Below are 19,702 nucleotides of genomic sequence, written 5' to 3'. Positions count from 1 at the left end.
AGTAAATAGTTGAATGAAATTCAGCACATATGATATCATAAAAACAGAACGTTAGTTCTGTTTTTATGTGTAATAAATAATAAAAAAACTTAAAAAAGAGGTGCCTGTATGATTTTAGGTATTAATCCGTATTTAGTTTTGGATGGTAATGGGCAAGAAGCGGTAAAGTTTTATGAAGAGGCGTTAGATGCAAAGATTGAAGTCATTCAAACATTTGGCGAGATGCCTGAAAATCCGGAATTTCCGATCCCTGAAGAAGTGAAAAGCCGTATTTTACATGCTCATTTAAAAATAGGGGATACAGACCTTATGATTTCTGATACATTCCCAGGTAAAGCGCATGAAATTGGCTTTCAAGTAACGATAGCAATTAGAACGAGCAATGCAGAAAAGTCGAAAGAAGTATTTGAAAAATTGAAAGAAGGTGGCGAAGTTTTAATGCCACTTCAAGAAACTTTTTGGAGTCCAGCGTATGGACAAGTAAAAGATAAATTTAATATCGAATGGCAAATTACAACTTATTCTCCAGAAGCGTAATGAATATTGAGAAAAGCACCATGTTTTTTAATGGTGCTTTTTTAATAGAATAAAAGAAAAAGGGGGATGAACATATGGGAGACATTTGGTATGGCGGAACAATTTATACGCTGAAAGAAGAAAACGAAATAGCCGAAGCTATTTATGTTGAAAATGGCATCATTGTCGATATAGGAAATAAAAAAGAGTTAGAAAATCGATATTCATTTGAGAAGTTATATGATTTACAAGGAAGAACGATGATTCCAGGGCTTGTTGATAGTCATATGCACCTTATTGGGCATGGTGAGAGATTGCTTCGATTAGATCTATCAAATTGCACATCTTATAAGGAAGTGCTTATCCTTGTTAAGGAGCGAGTAGAAGAAGCTCCAACAGGTTCATGGATTATCGGAGAAGGATGGAATGAAAATAATTTTACAGATACAAAGCATGTTCATGTACGTGATTTAGATGCGATTTCTAAAGAGCATCCTATTTTATTAAAGCGCGTTTGCCGCCACGTTACGTGGGTGAATTCTTACATACTTGAAAAAGCGAATATACAAGTTGAAACAAAGGACCCGAAAGGCGGAAAAATAGGGCGTGATTCATCAGGTGAATTAACAGGGCTTTTATATGAACAAGGACAAGTATTAATTAAACATGTTCAGCCTGAAATAGATGAAGCATATTTACAACATGCGCTGCAAAGAGCGATTCAAGATTGCTGGAAATATGGACTAGTAGGCGGGCATACGGAAGACTTAAATTATTACGGTGGCTTTCAGAAAACGTACAATGCGTTTTCTCATGTTATAAAAGAAATGCCCTTTAAAGCACATTTACTCGTTCATCATGAAGTAGTTGATGAGCAAAAAGAATATGAGGATGAGCACTATATTGAATTTGGAGCAATGAAGATTTTTTCTGACGGCTCTTTTGGCGGAAGAACAGCACTATTAAGTGAACCATATGAAGATGCAAAGGAAACAAATGGCGTGGCAATTTTTTCTCGTGAAGAACTTGCAGAATTAGTGAAGAAAGCTCGTGATTTACATATGCCAGTTGCGATTCATACAATCGGTGATCTATCCCTTGAATATATCATTGATACGTTAGAACTATATCCTCCGGCAGAGGGACTGCGTGATCGCATTATTCATTGTCAGCTTGCACGCGAAGAATTGATTGAAAGGATGAAGAAGTTACAAGCGATTATTGATATTCAGCCTGTATTTGTCTCATCTGATTTTCCATCAGTCATTGAAAAGTTAGGGGAGCATCGTCTTCGTTATGCGTACGCTTGGAAAACATTACTTGGTGCAGGCTTGCATTGTTCGGGTGGATCAGATGCCCCAATTGAACAGGTAAATCCATTCTTGGGAATTTATAGTGCAGTAACGCGGAGAAGTTTTATTGATGGAACATGTTATATATCAGAAGAGAGATTATCCGTATTTGAAGCTGTCTCCTTATTTACAACTGGAAGTGCTTATGCGATTGGAAAAGAAAACAAACGTGGTAAAATTGCGAAAGGATATGAAGCGGATTTCATTATCATAGATCGTGACATATTTGCGGTTGCAGCAGAAGAAATAAAGGATATTCAAGTTGCTGCAACTGTAATAGACGGCCAAATTGTGTATGAAAAATAATATCGGCGTTTCGATATAATATACGACATATGAATCATGAAAAAAAGAGTGCTGGGAAATCCCTCAGCACTCTTTTTTCTATAAAAACGTTCTCTGTACTTTTTCCCAGAACGAATTGTTTTTTAATTTTACTGTTTTAATTTGCTTATCACTTAAACGTACGATAGCTTTTTCAACTTGTTTAATACTAAGCGCTTCGTTATCCATTCCCATAACTGGATAATCGTTACCGTCTGGAATCAGTTTTAAAGTTAATGTACGTTCATGGTTTAAGATAAATGGTGATCCGAGTGTACGGTATGTGTTGTTATTTAAAGAAGCAAGTTCGCTTATTTGGAAGCATGGAATTAATGGATCGACAACTGCTCCGTGCAATGACTTATTATAAGCTGTACTTCCTGTCGGTGTAGAGATGACTAAGCCGTCTCCTCTAAATGTTTCGAAATGTAAATCATCAACGTATACATCTACTACAAATGTTTTAATGATGCTAGAGCGTAAAGAAAACTCGTTTAAGCAATAGAAAGATGTATCTTGATCAACATCTATTTGAATTGTCGGGTATTTTCGCACTTCAATTTCGTTTTTTGTAATTTCTTGAAGGGCTGTATCGACATAGTCAATATGGAAATCACAGTAGAAAGAAATTTCATCTTTCGTAGAAACACCTGCATATAAACAATCTTCCCTAAAGCCTGTTTTATGAACGGCTTGTAAGAAGGTTCCATCATCCCCGATACTGACGATAGCGTTTGCATTTTTTGGATGATCTAATACGGTAAATCCATTTTCCTCTAAAATACGATATATTGGCTTCATTTTTTCGACAAGTGCTGCTTTGTCATCACCATAAAAGAAAAATAAATTACGACGATCTGCCATTGTGTATCCCTCCATTGCAGTCAAATTGTGCTTCATCAGAAAGAGATTCCGATGATATGTTCAAATAGTATATTTCGATATAAAATGTCAAAACCCCTTTTTATTTTTAGAAAAGTTTATATATTCAATTTCATTCTGAATTGTTTAATCCTGCTTGAATCTGTCGATAATGGATGTGGAGTGAAAGGATGGTAGGAATGAAGTGGCTTGCAATCGGAATGGGGATTCTTCTCCTTTTCATCTTGCTTATATTATTGTCGAAGATATCACTCAAAGTGACGTTTTTATATTCGGAAATGGAGAAGCAATGTTTATTTCAAGTGAAAATATGGATGATTCGGTATACGTTTGATATTTTAGAAAGAATTGAAAAACAACAAAGAAAGACCGGGCAAAAAATCGAAAAGGCAGAAAGCGATGGCGGCATAGAAAATAAGATTATGGCACAACTTGATAGCATCGGGGAACTGATAAAAATGCTTCAGGAGATCCATACTATCCTTAAAGATTTTCTTAAAAAAGTGAAAATCAATAGTTGGAAATGGCATTCGCAAATTGGAACAGGCGACGCAGCTAGTACTGGAATTGTCACTGGATATGCATGGGGGACAAAAGGAATGGCTGCTGGGGTCGTGGGACAATATATGCATATTGTTGATATACCAAAGTTCGAAATTACACCTGTTTTCCAAGGGAAGGGATTCGCATCAAGATGTGAATTAACAGCTTCCTTTCGCGTATATCGTGCTATAAAAGCCGGAGTGAAGTTACTCATGTTTATGAGAAAGCAAAGATCTGGCATTACAGAAAAATCTGTTCAAACATAGGGGGGATATAGGATGGACCATCCAATTCAAGGTTTAATGACAACTGCGATGCAACATTTGAAACAAATGACTGATGTAAATACAATCATTGGTGATCCGATTAAAGCAGCTGATGGAAGTGTCATTCTTACGGTTTCTAAGGTGAGCTTTGGCTTTGCGGCTGGCGGGAGTGAATTTGGAAAAGTAGAAGGTTCTGGCCGTCATCCATTTGGAGGAGGTAGCGGCGGAGGTGTTTCGATTACTCCTGTTGCCTTTCTTGTTATAAATGGATCTGGTGTGAAAGTTTTACATTTAGATAACCAAACGCATGTGATTGATAAAATCATTGAATTAGCACCGCAAGCTGTCGATAAAGTGAAGAAAATGATGGAGAAGCGAAAAGGCGATGAACCAGAGTTTGAAATCTAGCAGTGAAAAGAAGCTAATCGATTGATTAGCTTCTTTATTTTTTTTGTAAATGAAGCGATTTTGTTTGCATTCTGCATAGGGACAAACTATCATTTACAGTGTACATATTTTGTTTAAAATAAGGGAGGATTTTCAAGTGGCAAACGTAACTTTTAAAGGTAATCCAATGACTTTAGTTGGAACAGAAGTTAAAGTTGGCGATCAAGCGCCAAACTTCCAAGTGTTAGCAAACGACTTATCTCCGGTAAGTTTAGAAACATACAAAGGTGAAGTAAAATTAATTAGCGTTGTACCATCTATCGACACAGGTGTATGTGACGCACAAACTCGTCGTTTTAACCAAGATGCAGCTGGTATTGAAAACACAAAAGTATTAACAATTAGTGCCGATCTACCATTTGCTCAAAAGCGCTGGTGTGCAGCAAACGGCTTAGAAAATGTAGCAACACTTTCTGACCACCGTGACCTTTCATTCGGTGAAGCTTACGGCGTAGTAATGAAAGAACTTCGTTTACTTGCTCGTGCTGTATTCGTAGTAGATAGCAATGACAAAGTAGTTTACGTAGAATACGTAAGCGAAGGTACAAGCCATCCAAACTATGAAGCAGCATTAGAAGCAGCAAAAGCTGCGAAGTAATGAAGACGACCTCTTATAGAGGTCGTTTTTTCGTATAAGATATATTGTATATGGTTAAATCGTTGATATAATCTGTAATCTGAGAAGGGAGCTCTAAAAAAGAGGTCGCTTTTTCTTTTGGAAAAAAATCAGATTACCCCGCATTAACGGGCAGTAAATCTCCTACCTTAAGGTGCAGTAGCACAAAGAAGCTAGTTGGGAGATAAACTGACCGTAAATGCCCGATTAGTGAGGGCTAATAATCAGTGGGGAGAAGAAGCCTCCCCACTGATTAAAGTTTCACTTTATGGTATGATATAAGTTATGTGTAATTGACAGAAGGAGGAATGTTTGTGAGTCAGACAGTAGAAACATTATTTTCTATTTTTGATTCTTCTACCGTAATTTTACGTAAAGAATTGGATGTAACATATTTAGAAGCGCTTGTGGAAACAGGAGATAACTTGTTTGAAGGAGCGATTTTACAAGAAGAATTATCTGAATCAACAATTGAACGGTTGAATCGTGAATACCGTAAATTTAAGGAAGAAACATATAAAAGTGAAGAAATTCGCAAGGCATTTCAGCTTGCCATTTTAAAAGGAATGAAAGAAGGCGTACAAGCGAATCATGAAATGACGCCCGATGCAGTAGGGATGTTTATGAGTTACTTGTTCCATAAATTTATGAAGGGTCAAAAAGAAATCACTGTTTTAGATCCTGCAATTGGAACAGGAAATTTAATGACAACAATCTTTAATGGCGTGCAAGAAGGAACAACAATAAGTGGATTCGGTGTAGAAGTTGATGATTTGCTTATTAAACTGGCGTTAGTGAATGCGAATTTACAAAAGCAAGCGATTGAGCTTTTCAATCAAGATGGAATAGCTCCGCTTTATATTGACCCAGTGGACGCGGTTGTTTGTGATTTGCCAGTAGGATTTTATCCAAACGAAATGGGTGCAAGTGAATATACGCTAAAAGCAGATGAGGGAATGTCTTATGCACATCACTTATTTATTGAACAAAGTGTGAAGCATACGAAAGAAGGAGGATATTTATTCTTCTTAGTACCAAACTCCATTTTTGAAAGTGATCAAGCACCAAAACTTCATGCTTTTATTAAAGAAACGAGTTTTATTCAAGGACTATTACAGCTTCCTGTTTCCATGTTTAAAAACGAGAAAAATGCAAAAAGTATATTTGTTCTCCAAAAGAAAGGTCCAAATGTAACAATGCCAAAACAGGCGTTATTAGTGGAGTTACCTAAATTTTCCAACATGAAGGCAATGGAGAATATAATGGATCAATTGAATAGTTGGTTTGCAACTCATAAGTCATAGAATATATAACAGAGATACCAGTTGATATAATACAGTTTTTATACCATGTCGTTTAACTTTTATTATATACAAGATTTAACTGAATTTTTTTGAAATCTGTAATATATTTTTTTTCTTGTTGTTACAATTTTTTCACTTGAAATATATGTCGGACGATGTTTAAATTAAACTCGTGAGTATAAAATTTACTGAGAGTGAAACGTTTTCATGTCTGGTAAATATAATCAGATAAAATCGAGCGGTTTGTGGTCTCATTTACACAACAACCAAGAGAAAAAGGGGCGAAAGACTAGATGTCAAAAATCATCGCGATTAATGCAGGAAGTTCTTCCTTAAAGTTTCAATTATTTGAAATGCCAAGTGAGAAAGTATTAACAAAAGGTTTAGTAGAACGTATTGGTTTAGAAGACAGTATCTTCACAATTACTGTGAACGGTGAAAAACAAACAGAAGTAACAAGTATTCCAGATCATGGAGTGGCAGTTAATATGTTACTTAACAAATTAACTGAAAATGGAATTTTGAAATCTCTTGATGAGATTAGCGGTATCGGTCACCGTGTTGTACACGGCGGTGAAAAATTTGATGATTCTGCTGTAATTACTGACGAAGTATTAGCAGAAATTGAACATTTAAGCGAATTAGCACCACTTCATAATCCAGCACACGTTGTTGGTATTAAAGCGTTCCAAGCAGTACTTCCGAACGTACCAGCAGTTGCAGTATTCGATACAGCATTCCATCAAACAATGCCGGAAGAATCTTTCTTATACAGCTTACCATATGAATACTATGAGAAATACGGCGTTCGTAAATACGGTTTCCACGGAACTTCTCATAAATATGTAACACAGCGTGCAGCTGAATTATTAGGTCGTCCACTTGAAAGTTTACGTTTACTTTCTTGCCACTTAGGTAACGGTGCAAGTATCGCTGCTGTAGAAGGCGGAAAATCTATCGATACTTCTATGGGCTTCACTCCACTTGCTGGTGTAACAATGGGTACACGTTCTGGTAACATTGACCCTGCGTTAATTCCATACATCATGGAAAAAACAGGACAATCTGTAGAAGAAGTTCTGAACGTATTAAACAAGAAAAGCGGTATGCTAGGTCTTTCTGGATTCTCTAGTGACTTACGTGACATCGAACAAGCGGAGGAAGAAGGAAACCACCGTGCAGAAGTAGCGCTAGATGTATTCGTAGGACGTATTCATAAATATATCGGTTCTTATGCAGCTCGTATGAAAGGTGTAGACGCAATCATCTTTACAGCTGGTATTGGAGAAAACAGTGCTTTAATTCGTGAACGTGTATTAGAAGGCCTTGAGTTTATGGGTGTATACTTCGATGCAAAACGTAACAACATTCGTGGCGAAGAAGCATTCATCAACTTCCCACATTCTCCAGTAAAAATTATCGTAATTCCAACTGACGAAGAAGTTATGATTGCTCGTGACGTAGTTCGTCTTGGAAACATTGGTTAATATATGTAAAAAAGACGGGATCCTATAGGGTTCCGTCTTTTATTTTTGCTGTGAGAAATTTCATTACTCCACTTGGATACAACATTTGCTCTTGATGAAGAAATGTTACAATTGGAATCCATTTTGCCTATGCATGTATTCCTCCATGTACTGATTGAACTACCCCTACCTAACATTATAAGGAATGTTTGAGGAAGGGGATTCCCAATAGGGACAACTAAGACAAAATACTTAGCCGACCATACCCATTCAACAAAGAATGATAAATATATGTTTAGCTTAGCAAATTTGTAAAGAAAAGGCAGGAATGTGTTACAATAGAAAAAAATTGAGCGAGGTGGTTGTTACGATGCGATCGAAGCGAGAACAAGCCATTTTACAAAATATAAAAGATTGGGAAGAACAATTGTTAGAACAAGACGCAACGGATTTTCAAAAGCTGTTTGATAAATGGATACATGTCATGGTAGCAAAATTACCGGAGAAAAAACGAAAAGAATTTTTTAAGAAGGCAGATGAATGGCTCTTTCATCTTCATGCATTTATCCAAAGCTCACAATCGCAGCTGGATGCACGCAATCGTATTTTAGGAACAGCAAGATTGTTTCATGAATCCATAGAGCAGTTAGAGGATGTAAAATCATTATCCATCGATCAATTAACATACATAGCAGAACAACAGACAGCACGTCATCGCTTGTATTCTTTCGCACAGGGAGGAGCAACAGGAGTCGGTGGCTTGTTATTATTAACTGCCGATTTTCCTGTCATGATTGCATTAAATGTGAAAGCAGTTCAGCTCATTGCGACATCGTTTGGCCATGATGTAAACAAGCCTTATGAAATGATGCTTGCCTTAAAAGTATTCCATGCGTCATTATTACCAGCAAGGCTCCAGCAATATGCTTGGTATAACCTACTTCAGGAACTAGAACAAGAAGATCCGTTCTTTTATGATGGGGAAGAAGAAGTGTTAAAACCAGCTTCTATAGAAGTTGTATTAAAACAAATTTTGAAGACTTTTTCGATTTATGCACTTCGCCGTAAACTATTCCAAGGTGTCCCTGTATTAGGGATTGTAATCGGTTCTACCGTGAACTATCGTTTAACAAGAAGTGTGACAGAATTTGCGAACAGATTTTATCAAGTACGTTACATATTAGAAAAAGAAAAACGAGCATGAAAAAAAGCGAGAGGCCGAAGCCTTTCGCTTTTTTAATTTGTTGCATGTTTTTTGGACATTGGAATCGAGATTGTTTTCTTTTCTGTTTTTGGATAGTAAATTAAATCCAACGTTTTTGCCTGAATGGCAATTGAAAGAATAGTAAACGCAATTTCTGTCCAAGTTAAATAATATAATGAAAGCGCAAGAACAATCGCGTCAAAGACGAAGAAAATTTGCCCAATTGTAAAGCGAGTTCGTTTACTTAATACAATTGTTAAAATATCGTCTCCACCGGTTGAACCGCCAAATCGTAATATAAAACCGAGTCCAATACCAGCTAGCGCACCGCCTAATACTGCAGCGATCCATAAATGATTTGATAAGTCTACTGTAAATGGAGAATAGTTTTCCATTAAAGAATAAAATACCCCGAATGAAATCGAACCCACAAATGAATAGCCAACCATCTTTTTACCTAAAAATGTAGCGCATAGTAAAATAATGGGGATATCCATTAATACAGTCGAAATCGACGGTGAAATATCAAAAAAGTTTTGGATAAATAGTGCAATTCCTACAAAGCCACCTTCTGTTAAGTGGTTTTGGAAGTGAATGTGATATAGCGCTGCTGCTAAAATAAATGAACCGATTAAAAGCATAAAAATTTCTTTAATAATTTGTCGACTTTGGATGTTCCTCATCGTTATTCCTTCTTTCCGTAGTTAGTAGTTCTCTTCCTTTTGTAAACTAACTACGAGCTGTATAGCCTTCAGTTAGTCTACATGAAACTAACTACGCTATATGTCGCTGAAGAAATAACGAATAATCCTCTCGTCCATCAATTCTCCCTACTTTCGTTTTAGTTTAAGTCTAAAAACGACTAAACAAAACTCGGAGTAGGATTTGTCATTTAGCAATCCTGCTCTCTTCTTTCTTTGTTTTGTTTAGCAAGTAATAATGCGACTTAAACAAAACGCTATGTGTAAGAAGAGTCTTTTCGTTGCCAAATTATCCTTCGGGCAATCATAATTTCCCCACTCTCGTATTTTTTCGCTAGACTAAAGTATCTGAGCTCAAAACTACGCTACGTGTAAGATTCATCAATTCGATGCCACATGCTCCTTCGAGCGATCATGATATCAAAATCCTTTCTTGTAAAGATTTTATACTATTATATCATACTTTCTAAAAATGTATGTGTATGGAAACCGACAATAACCGGAGAAAATCTGCAGCGCTTGTCGGTTTATAAAAATGATGTTGCTAGTTTTATCGATGTGTTTTCCCTTCAGACACATTTTGAGTAAGGCGATACCAAAGCCATAGGTCATTAATGATGGAGGCGAGGTCGGCAATTTCAGAATTGAGTCTACAGGAAATGTCGAAGTTTTCTTCGTTATTTAAGCGATGTTGTTTTTTATTAATATGATATTCAAGTTCTTTTATACGATCAGGTATTTTCCCGCGAATTTGTTCCCATTTTAATAAAATAGCGTGCTGCATTTTTTCAGGGATGTCTTCCCATTCTTCTTGCAAGTGCGGTACGGCGATTCCTAGATGTGCATCATATATAAAATACTCTTTCATGGACATCCCTCCATTTTCTTGTTTCCATTGTATCGAAAAAAAGAAAGAAGTTCGACGAAATTGTTTGAAAAATTTTTACTAATATCCCTTGATTCATTTTGTAAAAGGTGATAAAGTTTGAATTATTATAAGAGAAAATGAATATTTATTCTTTAGGGGGATACAAAATGGAGAAGAAAAAAGTTGTGTTAGCATATTCCGGAGGTCTTGATACTTCCGTTGCAATTAAATGGTTACAGGAGAAAAAATATGATGTTATCGCGCTTTGTTTAGATTTAGGGGAAGGGAAAGATTTAGCGTTTGTCAAAGAAAAGGCACTTTCAGTAGGTGCAGTTAAGTCCTACATGATTGATGTGCAAGAGGAATTTGCGAATGAATATGCATTGATGGCTCTGCAAGGTCATACGTTATACGAAGGGAAATATCCACTTGTTTCTGCTTTATCTCGTCCGTTAATTGCGAAAAAACTAGTAGAAATCGCGGAGCAGGAAGGAGCTAGCGCGGTTGCGCATGGATGCACGGGAAAAGGAAATGATCAAGTTCGTTTTGAAGTTTCTATTCAAGCATTAAATCCATATTTAGAAGTGATTGCCCCAGTCCGTGAATGGAAATGGTCACGTGAAGAAGAAATTGCATATGCAAAAGAAAACGATGTACCGATTCCAATCAATTTAGATAGCCCGTTTTCAATCGACCAAAACTTATGGGGGCGCAGCAATGAATGTGGCGTTTTAGAAGACCCATGGGCAGCACCGCCAGAAGCGGCATATGAAATGACGTTAGCACTAGAAGATACACCAAATAAACCAGAATTTGTAGAAATTGGATTTGAAGCAGGGGTACCAACAACATTAAATGGCACTGCTTATTCACTTTCAGAATTAATCAAAATGTTAAACGCTCTTGCTGGAAAACATGGTGTTGGACGTATCGATCATGTAGAGAACCGCCTTGTTGGTATTAAATCGCGTGAAGTATATGAGTGTCCGGCGGCAATGACATTACTTACAGCACATAAAGAGCTCGAAGATTTAACGCTTGTGAAAGAAGTAGCTCATTTTAAACCGATCATTGAACAAAAATTAACGGAATTAATTTATAACGGTTTATGGTTCTCACCTTTAAAACAAGCGCTTGCTGCTTTCTTACAAGAAACACAAAAATCAGTAACAGGTACAGTGCGTGTGAAATTATTTAAAGGTCATGCGATTGTAGAAGGACGTAAATCAGAATACTCTCTATACGATGAAAAATTGGCAACTTATACAGTGGATGATGAATTTAACCATGATGCAGCAGTTGGTTTTATTTCATTATTTGGTCTTCCAACAAAAGTATATAGCCAAGTGAATCAGAAGAAGGTGGAAGCGTGAGCAAACTTTGGGGCGGTCGCTTTACAGCCGAAGCGGAAGAATGGGTCGAGGAGTTTGGAGCTTCCATCTCCTTTGACAGACAATTAGCGAATCAAGATATAGAAGGCAGTATTGCACATGTTACAATGTTGGCCAAGCAAGGGATTGTGACAAAAGATGAAGCAGAGAAGATAAAGGAAGGCCTCCAATATCTATTAAAAGAAGCGAAAGAAAATAAGCTTAACTTCTCGATAGCAGCTGAAGATATTCACTTAAATATCGAAAAGATGTTAATTGAAAAAATCGGTGAAGTAGGCGGTAAACTTCATACAGGTCGAAGCCGTAACGATCAAGTCGCAACAGATATGCACTTATATTTAAAAGAGAAAGTACAAGACATTATAAAGTCTGCAAAACAATTGCAGAAGGTTCTCGTTCATCAAGCGGAAGAGCATATTGAAACGATTATGCCAGGCTATACACATTTGCAGCGTGCACAGCCAATTTCATTTGCTCATCATATACTCGCATACTTTTGGATGTTAGAGCGCGATGTAAATCGCTATGAAGATTCACTGAAACGCATTAATGTTTCTCCGCTTGGAGCAGGTGCTCTTGCAGGGACGACATTTCCAATTGACCGAGAATATAGTGCAGAGCTTCTTGGTTTTGAAGGAATCTATGAAAATAGTTTAGATGCGGTAAGTGACCGCGATTTTATATTAGAGTTTCTAAGCAATTCATCCATGTTAATGATGCATTTATCACGTTTTTGTGAAGAGCTCATTTTATGGAGTAGTCAGGAGTTCCAATTTATTGAAATGAGCGATAAATATGCGACTGGAAGCAGCATTATGCCGCAAAAGAAAAATCCTGATATGGCCGAACTGATTCGTGGTAAAACAGGTAGAGTATATGGCAATTTATTTAGTTTATTAACGGTAATGAAAGGATTGCCGCTTGCTTATAATAAAGACTTACAAGAAGACAAAGAAGGAATGTTTGATACGGTCAAAACTGTAGAAGGTTGCCTGCACATCATGGCAGGTATGCTAGAAACAATGACTGTCAACAAAGAAAAAATGGGGCAAGCCGTAAAACAAGATTTCTCCAATGCAACAGAAATTGCCGATTATTTAGCAAGCAAAGGACTCCCGTTCCGTCAAGCTCATGAAATTGTTGGGAAACTCGTTCTTCATTGCACGCAAAAAGGAATCTATTTATTAGATGTACCGCTGGAAACGTATCAAGAAATGAGCCCATTATTTGAAGAGGATTTATATGAAGTTCTTTCACCCTATGCAGCGGTGAAACGTCGTAATAGTGCAGGGGGGACAGGATTTGTTCAAATCCAAAACGCACTCAAAAAAGCGAAGGCATTAGTAGGAGAAACGGTAAAGAACTAAGAGATTATGAGAGGATACTATGTTCCCAAAAGGAGCGTGTATCCTCTTTTTCATATATACATCAATTAAAAAACCGACATAAAAGCCCTCTTTTTAGGCGGGAGAGAGCATGTGGCCATGCATAGGATCGGTCAGGACTTTTTTCTGCCACATGCGAAGCAAAAACAGAACGAGCAACCGAGTGAAGGTCACTTTTTATTCTGCATAGCAGGGATGTAGATGTCGAAAAATTAAAATGGATTAATATAGAGAGAAAAGGTCAGTATAAAGTGTATGGCTACTTTTAGACTTCTATACTATATACATTCATGCATCATTCCATAGCTATTTTCAATGATTACATAGTGGTGTTTCTCATGAATCGCTAAAAGTTGAATGGCCTGAATGAGATTAGGATACTTAGCGACTGGATCCAAAAATACAATGTGCCCCGCGATATCCTCTTCTATATTTTTAACTAATGCTTGTATTGCATTTGTTTCGTTTACTAGCAATCGTTCTAATTCTTCTCCATTCATAGAATGATAGATCTTTTTTGGTGGTACTAAAATGAAAGGAGCATTCATTCCTCTGCCTTTTTTTTCTTTGAATTCTGCAAAAATGTCATGTATTTCAGTTGCAAATGGAGCATTTCTTCTCAACTTGGCATATGGAAGAAGGACGAAAGAAAACTTAATTGCGACTTTCAGCATTCTTGCAATTAAATATAAGTGATAGAAATGCTCTCCAATCGACCATTTTCCATCTTCATTTCGATACCATAGTTCTTCTTGTGATAGTGATTGTATTTTAGGAAGAAAGTGAGACCTTTGCTGGTGCAGTGTGTGAAAATGTTTTGCGATACTTTCAGATTTCATCAAAATCCTCCGTTCTATTCTCAATGTTCTATATATACATCAATTAAAAACCGACATAAAACCCCTCTTTTTAGATGGGAGAGAGCATCAGGCCATGCATAGAAGCGGTCAGGGCCTTTTTCTGCCACATGCGAAATAAAAACAGAAAGAGTAAACGAGTGTAGGTTACTTTTTCTTCTGCATAGCAGGGATGTAGATGCCCTTCTAGCAATAAAGTAAGGTTGTCTATATTTCCTAATTATAACATTATTGTTTAGAACTTAATAAAATAAAAGCCTGAAACATATTCGGTATATAATATGTTTCAGGCTTCATTTTGTAATGTTGGGAACAGTGCGTCCTTAATACACTTTTTTATTCTTCATACTTATGCTGCCCTTCGGTAATACGAATATATTCGATATCCATTAAGTCGCGAAGTAGTGCGCCGTGACTTAGTTCAACGCCATGTTTTTCTTTGAAATGTGAGCAAATCGTATCAAGCATTTCAATTTCTTTTTCATTAACATCTAATATGATACGTTCATGATCTTCCATAAAGACTCCTCCTTTTCTAAACACATATATTTTGTCCGTCTATTTCTAAAAAATGTATGTTGACCTAATGTTAGGAAATTAAGAAAGGAATGGAAAATGAGACGTATTTATTTTGTACACACTAATTGTATTACACGTTGCATTCCCAGCAATATTTTCATTTGAGAATGTAGAAACAGTACATGTTGCGATATTTATCTTTATTTTATTTGTACTAGATTGCTGTATTTCGGTATGGCTTTCGAAAAAAAAGAATGTACAAGATAAAAAAGAAATAGAACGGAAAAAGAGAAAACGTTCATTTTGGATGATAATGTATTATTTTTCTTTAGTGATTGTAGCTGCTTTTCTAAGTGAGCATATTCCGTTAGAAAGATTAAATATTGGATTTGGGGCAATGGTATTTGCATGCTATTTTTTCATGCACTTTCTTCCTTATATGAAAGAAAAGTGAGGAGAAGAGGAAGAGCCGATTGAAGAAGAAGCGAGAGAACAAGAGAGTAAGAAAATAGAAGAAGATATAAAGAAACTTGGGGAACAAAAGTGGTCTTTAAAATTCCTTCCTCCTTATGTGTTTACGGTTGTCATTGTTGTTGTGGCTTGTCTTGTATTTGTACTGAAGTATGTGAAATAAGTTGTAGTTATATATGCTGAAACTATATAATTATTATTTTAATAATGTTATATAATAATATTAATTAAAGGGGATGCGGTATGAGTTTAATTAAATTAGCAACTAGAGCGGTAGCGAAAGTTACAGCTGAAGTAGTTGGCGGTGCGATAGAAGCGGTAGGAGAAGTTACGAATAGTAATTTCATAAAGGATGTTGGAAAAGGGGTTAATAAAGCTACTGTTAAAACTGGGGAAATCGTTGGGAATATTGCTGATGGGACGTATGATGCTATAGGTGGGCTTATTACTGACGATAAACAGCAAGCGAAGCGAGGATATAAAGAGATAATTGGAACAGTCCAAGATACGGCAACGACAATTGGAAAAGGGATTGTACATGTTTCAGAAAAGGGAGTTGAAACTGTACAAGCGATACGAGAGGGAGATACTGATAAAGCAATAGAAGCAGGAAAAGAATTAGCGAAAGTTGCAGCTGTAGGCGTCTTCTCAGTTGGAGTTATTGATATAATTGATGGTGCAGATGGAATTGCAGAAGGGGTAGAAAGTGATAGTATAGCACAAGCAACTGATGCAGAGTATACAACGGAGGAAAATCCGAATACTCATCATGTAACACCCCATGAAAGAACTTTACCTGATGGTAGAACAATATGGATAGATGGTGATGGAGATTCTAGTGTAGATACACAAGGTGGTTGGGAGCAGCATAATCCGGATTATCGAATTCCTAAAGTATAAATAAAAATAGGGTAGGTAAGAGATTTCCTCTTACCTACCCTATTTATTTTTATGAATTAAAGCTCACCGTGCTCTTCATCACCACGAACAACAAGGACATCGCATTTCGCATAGCGAATAATATGTTCAGAGACGCTACCGATTAAGAAACGTTCTACGGCGTTTAAACCAGTTGCACCGCACATAATTAAATCTACTTTATGTGTTGGAGCAATTTCTTTTGAGATTTTAGATTTTGGATTACCAAATTCTAATACAGTTTCTATTTTTTCAAGACCAGCTTCAGTTGCAACCTTTTTGTAGTCTTCTAATAAGTCTTCTGCAAATAGATTTGCACGCTCAGCAATTGCACGGCTATATGCCTCTACTGCAGAGTATGCTTTTACATCAACGATATGAGCGATTGTTAATGTAGCATTGTTACGTTTTGCAACTTGAATTGCTTTTTTAAAGGCTTTTTCAGCTTCTTTGGAACCATCCACTGCAATTAAAATATTTGTATATGTATTATTCATAGTAAATTCCTCCCAATCATTTTTATAACCCTTTACAACTTTATTATAAAACAAATTATGGTAATGTGCTTGTCAAAAACGTTACAGAATTTTGAAAAGTCTGTTTCAATTCTTTTTAGTTGTAATTGTAGCAAGAAATTGTTACATATGAATTATAGCAATTTAAAAGGAGGCATGTTTGTGAGACACGCGCTCATTACGGCCGGTACGAAAGGTTTAGGGAAGCAAGTAACAGAGAAATTATTGGCTAAAGGATATTCAGTAACAGTAACATATCATAGCGATATGAATGCTGTAGCAATAATGAAAGAAAAGTATAAACATATAGAAGAACATCTGCAGTTCGTGCAAGCGGATGTCACGAAAAAAGAAGATTTACATAAAATAGTAGAAGAAGCAATTCATCGTTTTGGCAAAATTGATTTTTTAATTAATAATGCGGGTCCCTATGTATTTGAACGAAAAAAGTTAGTGGATTATGAAGAAGACGAATGGAATGAAATGATACAAGGAAACTTAACAGCGGTATTTCACTTATTAAAACTTGTCGTTCCCATTATGAGGGAGCAACACTTTGGCCGCATTATCAACTATGGATTCCAAGGGGCTGATAGTGCACCTGGTTGGATTTATCGCTCTGCATTCGCTGCGGCAAAAGTAGGACTTGTTTCGTTAACGAAAACAGTTGCTTATGAAGAAGCGGAATATGGTATTACAGCGAATATGGTTTGTCCAGGAGATATTATTGGTGAAATGAAAGAGGCGACGATTCAAGAGGCACGTACGAGAAAAGATAACAGAACACCAATTGGTAGATCGGGAACAGGTGAAGATATTGCTCGAACAATCTCGTTTTTATGCGAAGAAGATTCCGATATGATTACGGGTACAATTATTGAAGTAACAGGAGCGGTTGACGTTATTCATAGATATCGACAAAAATAGATAAAGTGAAACTTCCATAAGTGGTGAGTTTCATTCTCTATTTATGGTTAGCCCTCATCAGTCAGGCATTAATGCGGGGGAAAATCTATCGGAAAACTCGTATTATTTTTTTGTCAAATATTGAGATATTATGTTAGAATATAAGAGCGTAGAAAGCGCTTAAAAAATGATTCAGGGGTCATTTCATAACTCAAGGGGGAATTAATAATGCGTATCGGTATTCCAACAGAAATTAAAAACAATGAAAACCGTGTGGCAATGACGCCAGCCGGTGCTGTACATCTAGTGCACAATGGTCATGAAGTTTTTGTTCAAAAGGGTGCAGGTTTAGGATCAGGCTTTACAGATGAAGAATACGTACAAGCTGGTGCAAAACTTGTTGAAACTGCTGAAGAAGCATGGAATCAAGATATGGTTATGAAGGTAAAAGAGCCAGTAGAAAGTGAATATGGTTATTTCCGTGAAGGTTTAATTTTATTCACATACTTACACTTAGCTCCAGAACCAGAATTAACAAAAGCATTAATTGAAAAGAAAGTAGTATCAATTGCGTATGAAACAGTACAATTAGACAATCGTTCTTTACCACTACTTGCACCTATGAGTGAAGTAGCTGGTCGTATGTCTGCACAAATCGGTGCACAATTCCTTGAAAAAACAAAAGGCGGCAAAGGTATTTTACTTGCAGGCGTCCCAGGGGTAAAACGCGGCAAAGTAACAATTGTCGGCGGTGGTCAAGCTGGTACAAATGCAGCGAAAATCGCAGTAGGTTTAGGTGCTGACGTAACAATCATCGACTTAAGTGCAGAACGTCTTCGTCAATTAGATGACATTTTCGGTAACCAAGTAAAAACGTTAATGTCTAACCCTTACAACATTGCAGAAGCTGTAAAAGAATCTGATCTTGTAATCGGCGCAGTATTAATTCCAGGTGCAAAAGCGCCAAAACTTGTAACAGAAGAAATGATTAAATCAATGGAACCAGGTTCTGTTGTAGTAGATATCGCGATTGACCAAGGTGGTATTTTCGAAACAACTGACCGCATTACAACTCATGATAACCCAACTTATGAAAAACACGGCATTGTTCATTATGCAGTTGCGAACATGCCAGGTGCGGTTCCACGTACATCAACTCTTGCATTAACAAACGTAACAGTACCATATGCAGTACAAATTGCAAACAAAGGCTACAAACAAGCTTGCCTAAGCAACTCTGCATTATTAAAAGGTATTAATACATTAGACGGCTATGTAACATTTGAAGCAGTTGCAGAAGCGCATGGTTTACAATATGCTGACGCGAAAGAGCTTCTTGAAAAAGCTCCTGCTTTATCATAATAGAAATGATTTTGAGACCCTCTTTGTATAAGGAGGGTCTTTTTTTATTTTAAAATTCTCAAAAATGGAATTTTCTTCTTGTTTAAATTATCTACCCTATGATAGGTTTGAATTGTATAAAAGAGGATTTAAAGCAAGAGAGGGGAGCAATTTGGGAAGAAAAAGTAATAAGAAAAAGAAAAACAGATCGCAGAAATATGAAACATTTCAAAAGCAACAAACGAATATAACGCTGCAACAAGATGGTGCCTTTCACGGATTTAATACATTTCGTTCTACGGCTATCGTTATTTATGTTATTATTTGTGTTTTTTCCATTGGCGGATTTATCTTGTTAGATATACAGCCAAGGTTTCTTAAAAATACTTTAATCTCCATTTTTATGATTATAACAGTATGTATATATGGTCTGGCCTTTTATAAAATATGGCCAAAACATGAAAGGAAAGAGGAGTGGGAAAAGAGACGAAAAGAGCAAAGAAAAAGGCAATCTTCTTATGCTTCCAGTTCATCAAGTGGAATGATAGATTACAGTGATAGTGATTGTAGTAGTTCAAGTGATGGCGGCGGTGGCGGAGACTAGAGTTGGGTAAAAAATCATCTTGAAATATTTCACTATTCAGAACGATGCAGACGATTACAGAGAGGGCGTACAGCAATGAATTTAGCAAAAGAAGCAGAGGAAAACGTACAGGAGAAAAGTGAACTGAACGAGATGAAAGAAGCGATTGTTAGCTTAGAACAAACTGTACAAGAGTTAAAAGAAGAAGTGAAAAAAGTAAGAAAGAAGAAAAAGACGTTTGATTTCGGAGAAATGGGTTTTTGGATCTGTGCGATTGTCATTGCAATTGGATGGTTTTGGGGGAAGTAGTAAATGGATTAGGGGATG

21 protein-coding genes and 1 pseudogene are annotated in these 19,702 nt (G+C 36.6%); 16 read left to right on the top strand and 6 right to left on the bottom strand.

The window, feature by feature from the left end; genetic code table 11:
• Window positions 1-108 precede the first annotated feature (108 nt).
• Together ACIQ7L_RS08665 and ACIQ7L_RS08660 are read left to right on the top strand one after the other, a co-directional pair.
• Window positions 109-537 (top strand): VOC family protein, encoded by a 429-nt coding sequence (locus tag ACIQ7L_RS08665; RefSeq protein ID WP_400568247.1) that lies wholly within the window; start codon window positions 109-111, stop codon window positions 535-537.
• Between the two features lie 74 nt (window positions 538-611).
• The gene (locus ACIQ7L_RS08660; RefSeq protein ID WP_400568245.1) at window positions 612-2,174 is read left to right on the top strand and encodes an amidohydrolase; all 1,563 of its coding nucleotides are present in this window, start codon (window positions 612-614) and stop codon (window positions 2,172-2,174) included.
• Window positions 2,175-2,252: 78 nt separating this feature from the next.
• Here ACIQ7L_RS08660 and ACIQ7L_RS08655 read toward each other — a convergent pair whose 3' ends face one another.
• The gene (locus ACIQ7L_RS08655; protein ID WP_400568243.1) at window positions 2,253-3,056 is read right to left on the bottom strand and encodes an NAD kinase; all 804 of its coding nucleotides are present in this window, start codon (window positions 3,054-3,056) and stop codon (window positions 2,253-2,255) included.
• Between the two features lie 188 nt (window positions 3,057-3,244).
• On the opposite strand from ACIQ7L_RS08655, the gene ACIQ7L_RS08650 reads away from it, so the two are divergent.
• The 6 genes from ACIQ7L_RS08650 (at window position 3,245) to ACIQ7L_RS08625 (ending at window position 8,920) form a co-directional block, all read left to right on the top strand.
• Window positions 3,245-3,883 (top strand): DUF2953 domain-containing protein, encoded by a 639-nt coding sequence (locus ACIQ7L_RS08650; protein ID WP_400568241.1) that lies wholly within the window; start codon window positions 3,245-3,247, stop codon window positions 3,881-3,883.
• Window positions 3,884-3,895: 12 nt separating this feature from the next.
• A complete protein-coding gene (ytfJ, locus tag ACIQ7L_RS08645; protein ID WP_400568239.1) occupies window positions 3,896-4,291 on the top strand; it encodes a GerW family sporulation protein in 396 nt (131 codons plus the stop codon).
• 136 nt (window positions 4,292-4,427) lie between these two features.
• A complete protein-coding gene (tpx, locus tag ACIQ7L_RS08640; protein ID WP_400568237.1) occupies window positions 4,428-4,928 on the top strand; it encodes a thiol peroxidase in 501 nt (166 codons plus the stop codon).
• A 332-nt stretch (window positions 4,929-5,260) separates the two neighbouring features.
• The gene (locus ACIQ7L_RS08635; protein ID WP_400568236.1) at window positions 5,261-6,250 is read left to right on the top strand and encodes a class I SAM-dependent methyltransferase; all 990 of its coding nucleotides are present in this window, start codon (window positions 5,261-5,263) and stop codon (window positions 6,248-6,250) included.
• 293 nt (window positions 6,251-6,543) lie between these two features.
• Entirely contained in the window at window positions 6,544-7,737 is a 1,194-nt protein-coding gene (locus ACIQ7L_RS08630) for an acetate kinase (protein ID WP_400568234.1), read from the top strand.
• Between the two features lie 349 nt (window positions 7,738-8,086).
• Entirely contained in the window at window positions 8,087-8,920 is an 834-nt protein-coding gene (locus tag ACIQ7L_RS08625; RefSeq protein ID WP_400568232.1) for an EcsC family protein, read from the top strand.
• 32 nt (window positions 8,921-8,952) lie between these two features.
• Here ACIQ7L_RS08625 and ACIQ7L_RS08620 read toward each other — a convergent pair whose 3' ends face one another.
• Together ACIQ7L_RS08620 and ACIQ7L_RS08615 are read right to left on the bottom strand one after the other, a co-directional pair.
• Window positions 8,953-9,603 (bottom strand): YitT family protein, encoded by a 651-nt coding sequence (locus ACIQ7L_RS08620; protein WP_400568230.1) that lies wholly within the window; start codon window positions 9,601-9,603, stop codon window positions 8,953-8,955.
• 568 nt (window positions 9,604-10,171) lie between these two features.
• Window positions 10,172-10,489: a radical SAM protein gene (locus ACIQ7L_RS08615; protein WP_400568228.1), complete on the bottom strand. Its 318-nt coding sequence runs from the start codon at window positions 10,487-10,489 to the stop codon at window positions 10,172-10,174.
• 167 nt (window positions 10,490-10,656) lie between these two features.
• Here ACIQ7L_RS08615 and ACIQ7L_RS08610 point away from each other — a divergent pair, with 167 nt between their 5' ends.
• Together ACIQ7L_RS08610 and argH are read left to right on the top strand one after the other, a co-directional pair.
• Window positions 10,657-11,862 (top strand): argininosuccinate synthase, encoded by a 1,206-nt coding sequence (locus tag ACIQ7L_RS08610; RefSeq protein ID WP_400568226.1) that lies wholly within the window; start codon window positions 10,657-10,659, stop codon window positions 11,860-11,862.
• The gene (gene argH, locus ACIQ7L_RS08605; RefSeq protein WP_400568224.1) at window positions 11,859-13,247 is read left to right on the top strand and encodes an argininosuccinate lyase; all 1,389 of its coding nucleotides are present in this window, start codon (window positions 11,859-11,861) and stop codon (window positions 13,245-13,247) included. The genes ACIQ7L_RS08610 and argH overlap by 4 nt, the downstream gene beginning before the upstream one ends.
• Window positions 13,248-13,543: 296 nt before the next feature.
• On the opposite strand, the gene ACIQ7L_RS08600 is transcribed toward argH, so the two are convergent.
• Together ACIQ7L_RS08600 and ACIQ7L_RS08595 are read right to left on the bottom strand one after the other, a co-directional pair.
• Window positions 13,544-14,104, bottom strand: a complete 561-nt coding sequence (locus ACIQ7L_RS08600) for a DinB family protein (protein WP_400568222.1) — start codon at window positions 14,102-14,104, stop codon at window positions 13,544-13,546.
• A gap of 354 nt (window positions 14,105-14,458) precedes the next feature.
• Entirely contained in the window at window positions 14,459-14,641 is a 183-nt protein-coding gene (locus ACIQ7L_RS08595) for a ProA domain protein (RefSeq protein WP_400568220.1), read from the bottom strand.
• Window positions 14,642-14,750: 109 nt separating this feature from the next.
• On the opposite strand from ACIQ7L_RS08595, the pseudogene ACIQ7L_RS08590 reads away from it, so the two are divergent.
• Both ACIQ7L_RS08590 and ACIQ7L_RS08585 read left to right on the top strand, forming a co-directional pair.
• A pseudogene (locus tag ACIQ7L_RS08590) lies at window positions 14,751-15,275 on the top strand (hypothetical protein).
• A gap of 80 nt (window positions 15,276-15,355) precedes the next feature.
• Window positions 15,356-16,012 (top strand): hypothetical protein, encoded by a 657-nt coding sequence (locus ACIQ7L_RS08585; protein WP_400568218.1) that lies wholly within the window; start codon window positions 15,356-15,358, stop codon window positions 16,010-16,012.
• Between the two features lie 56 nt (window positions 16,013-16,068).
• Here ACIQ7L_RS08585 and ACIQ7L_RS08580 read toward each other — a convergent pair whose 3' ends face one another.
• Window positions 16,069-16,527: a universal stress protein gene (locus tag ACIQ7L_RS08580; protein ID WP_097899299.1), complete on the bottom strand. Its 459-nt coding sequence runs from the start codon at window positions 16,525-16,527 to the stop codon at window positions 16,069-16,071.
• A gap of 147 nt (window positions 16,528-16,674) precedes the next feature.
• On the opposite strand from ACIQ7L_RS08580, the gene ACIQ7L_RS08575 reads away from it, so the two are divergent.
• From ACIQ7L_RS08575 to ACIQ7L_RS08560, 4 genes are all read left to right on the top strand, one after another.
• Complete coding sequence (locus ACIQ7L_RS08575) at window positions 16,675-17,472, top strand: SDR family oxidoreductase (protein ID WP_400568216.1); 798 nt, start codon at window positions 16,675-16,677, stop codon at window positions 17,470-17,472.
• 207 nt (window positions 17,473-17,679) lie between these two features.
• Window positions 17,680-18,813 (top strand): alanine dehydrogenase, encoded by a 1,134-nt coding sequence (ald, locus tag ACIQ7L_RS08570; RefSeq protein ID WP_400568214.1) that lies wholly within the window; start codon window positions 17,680-17,682, stop codon window positions 18,811-18,813.
• A 151-nt stretch (window positions 18,814-18,964) separates the two neighbouring features.
• Window positions 18,965-19,396, top strand: coding sequence for a hypothetical protein (locus ACIQ7L_RS08565; protein WP_400568212.1), 432 nt, complete (start codon window positions 18,965-18,967; stop codon window positions 19,394-19,396).
• A gap of 75 nt (window positions 19,397-19,471) precedes the next feature.
• Window positions 19,472-19,684: a phosphodiesterase gene (locus ACIQ7L_RS08560; RefSeq protein ID WP_400568210.1), complete on the top strand. Its 213-nt coding sequence runs from the start codon at window positions 19,472-19,474 to the stop codon at window positions 19,682-19,684.
• Window positions 19,685-19,702: the final 18 nt, after the last annotated feature.

Source organism: Bacillus sp. NPDC094106 (genome assembly GCF_044764345.1).
Taxonomy (GTDB): domain Bacteria; phylum Bacillota; class Bacilli; order Bacillales; family Bacillaceae_G; genus Bacillus_A.
This window is presented reverse-complemented; position numbering and strand designations above follow the sequence as displayed.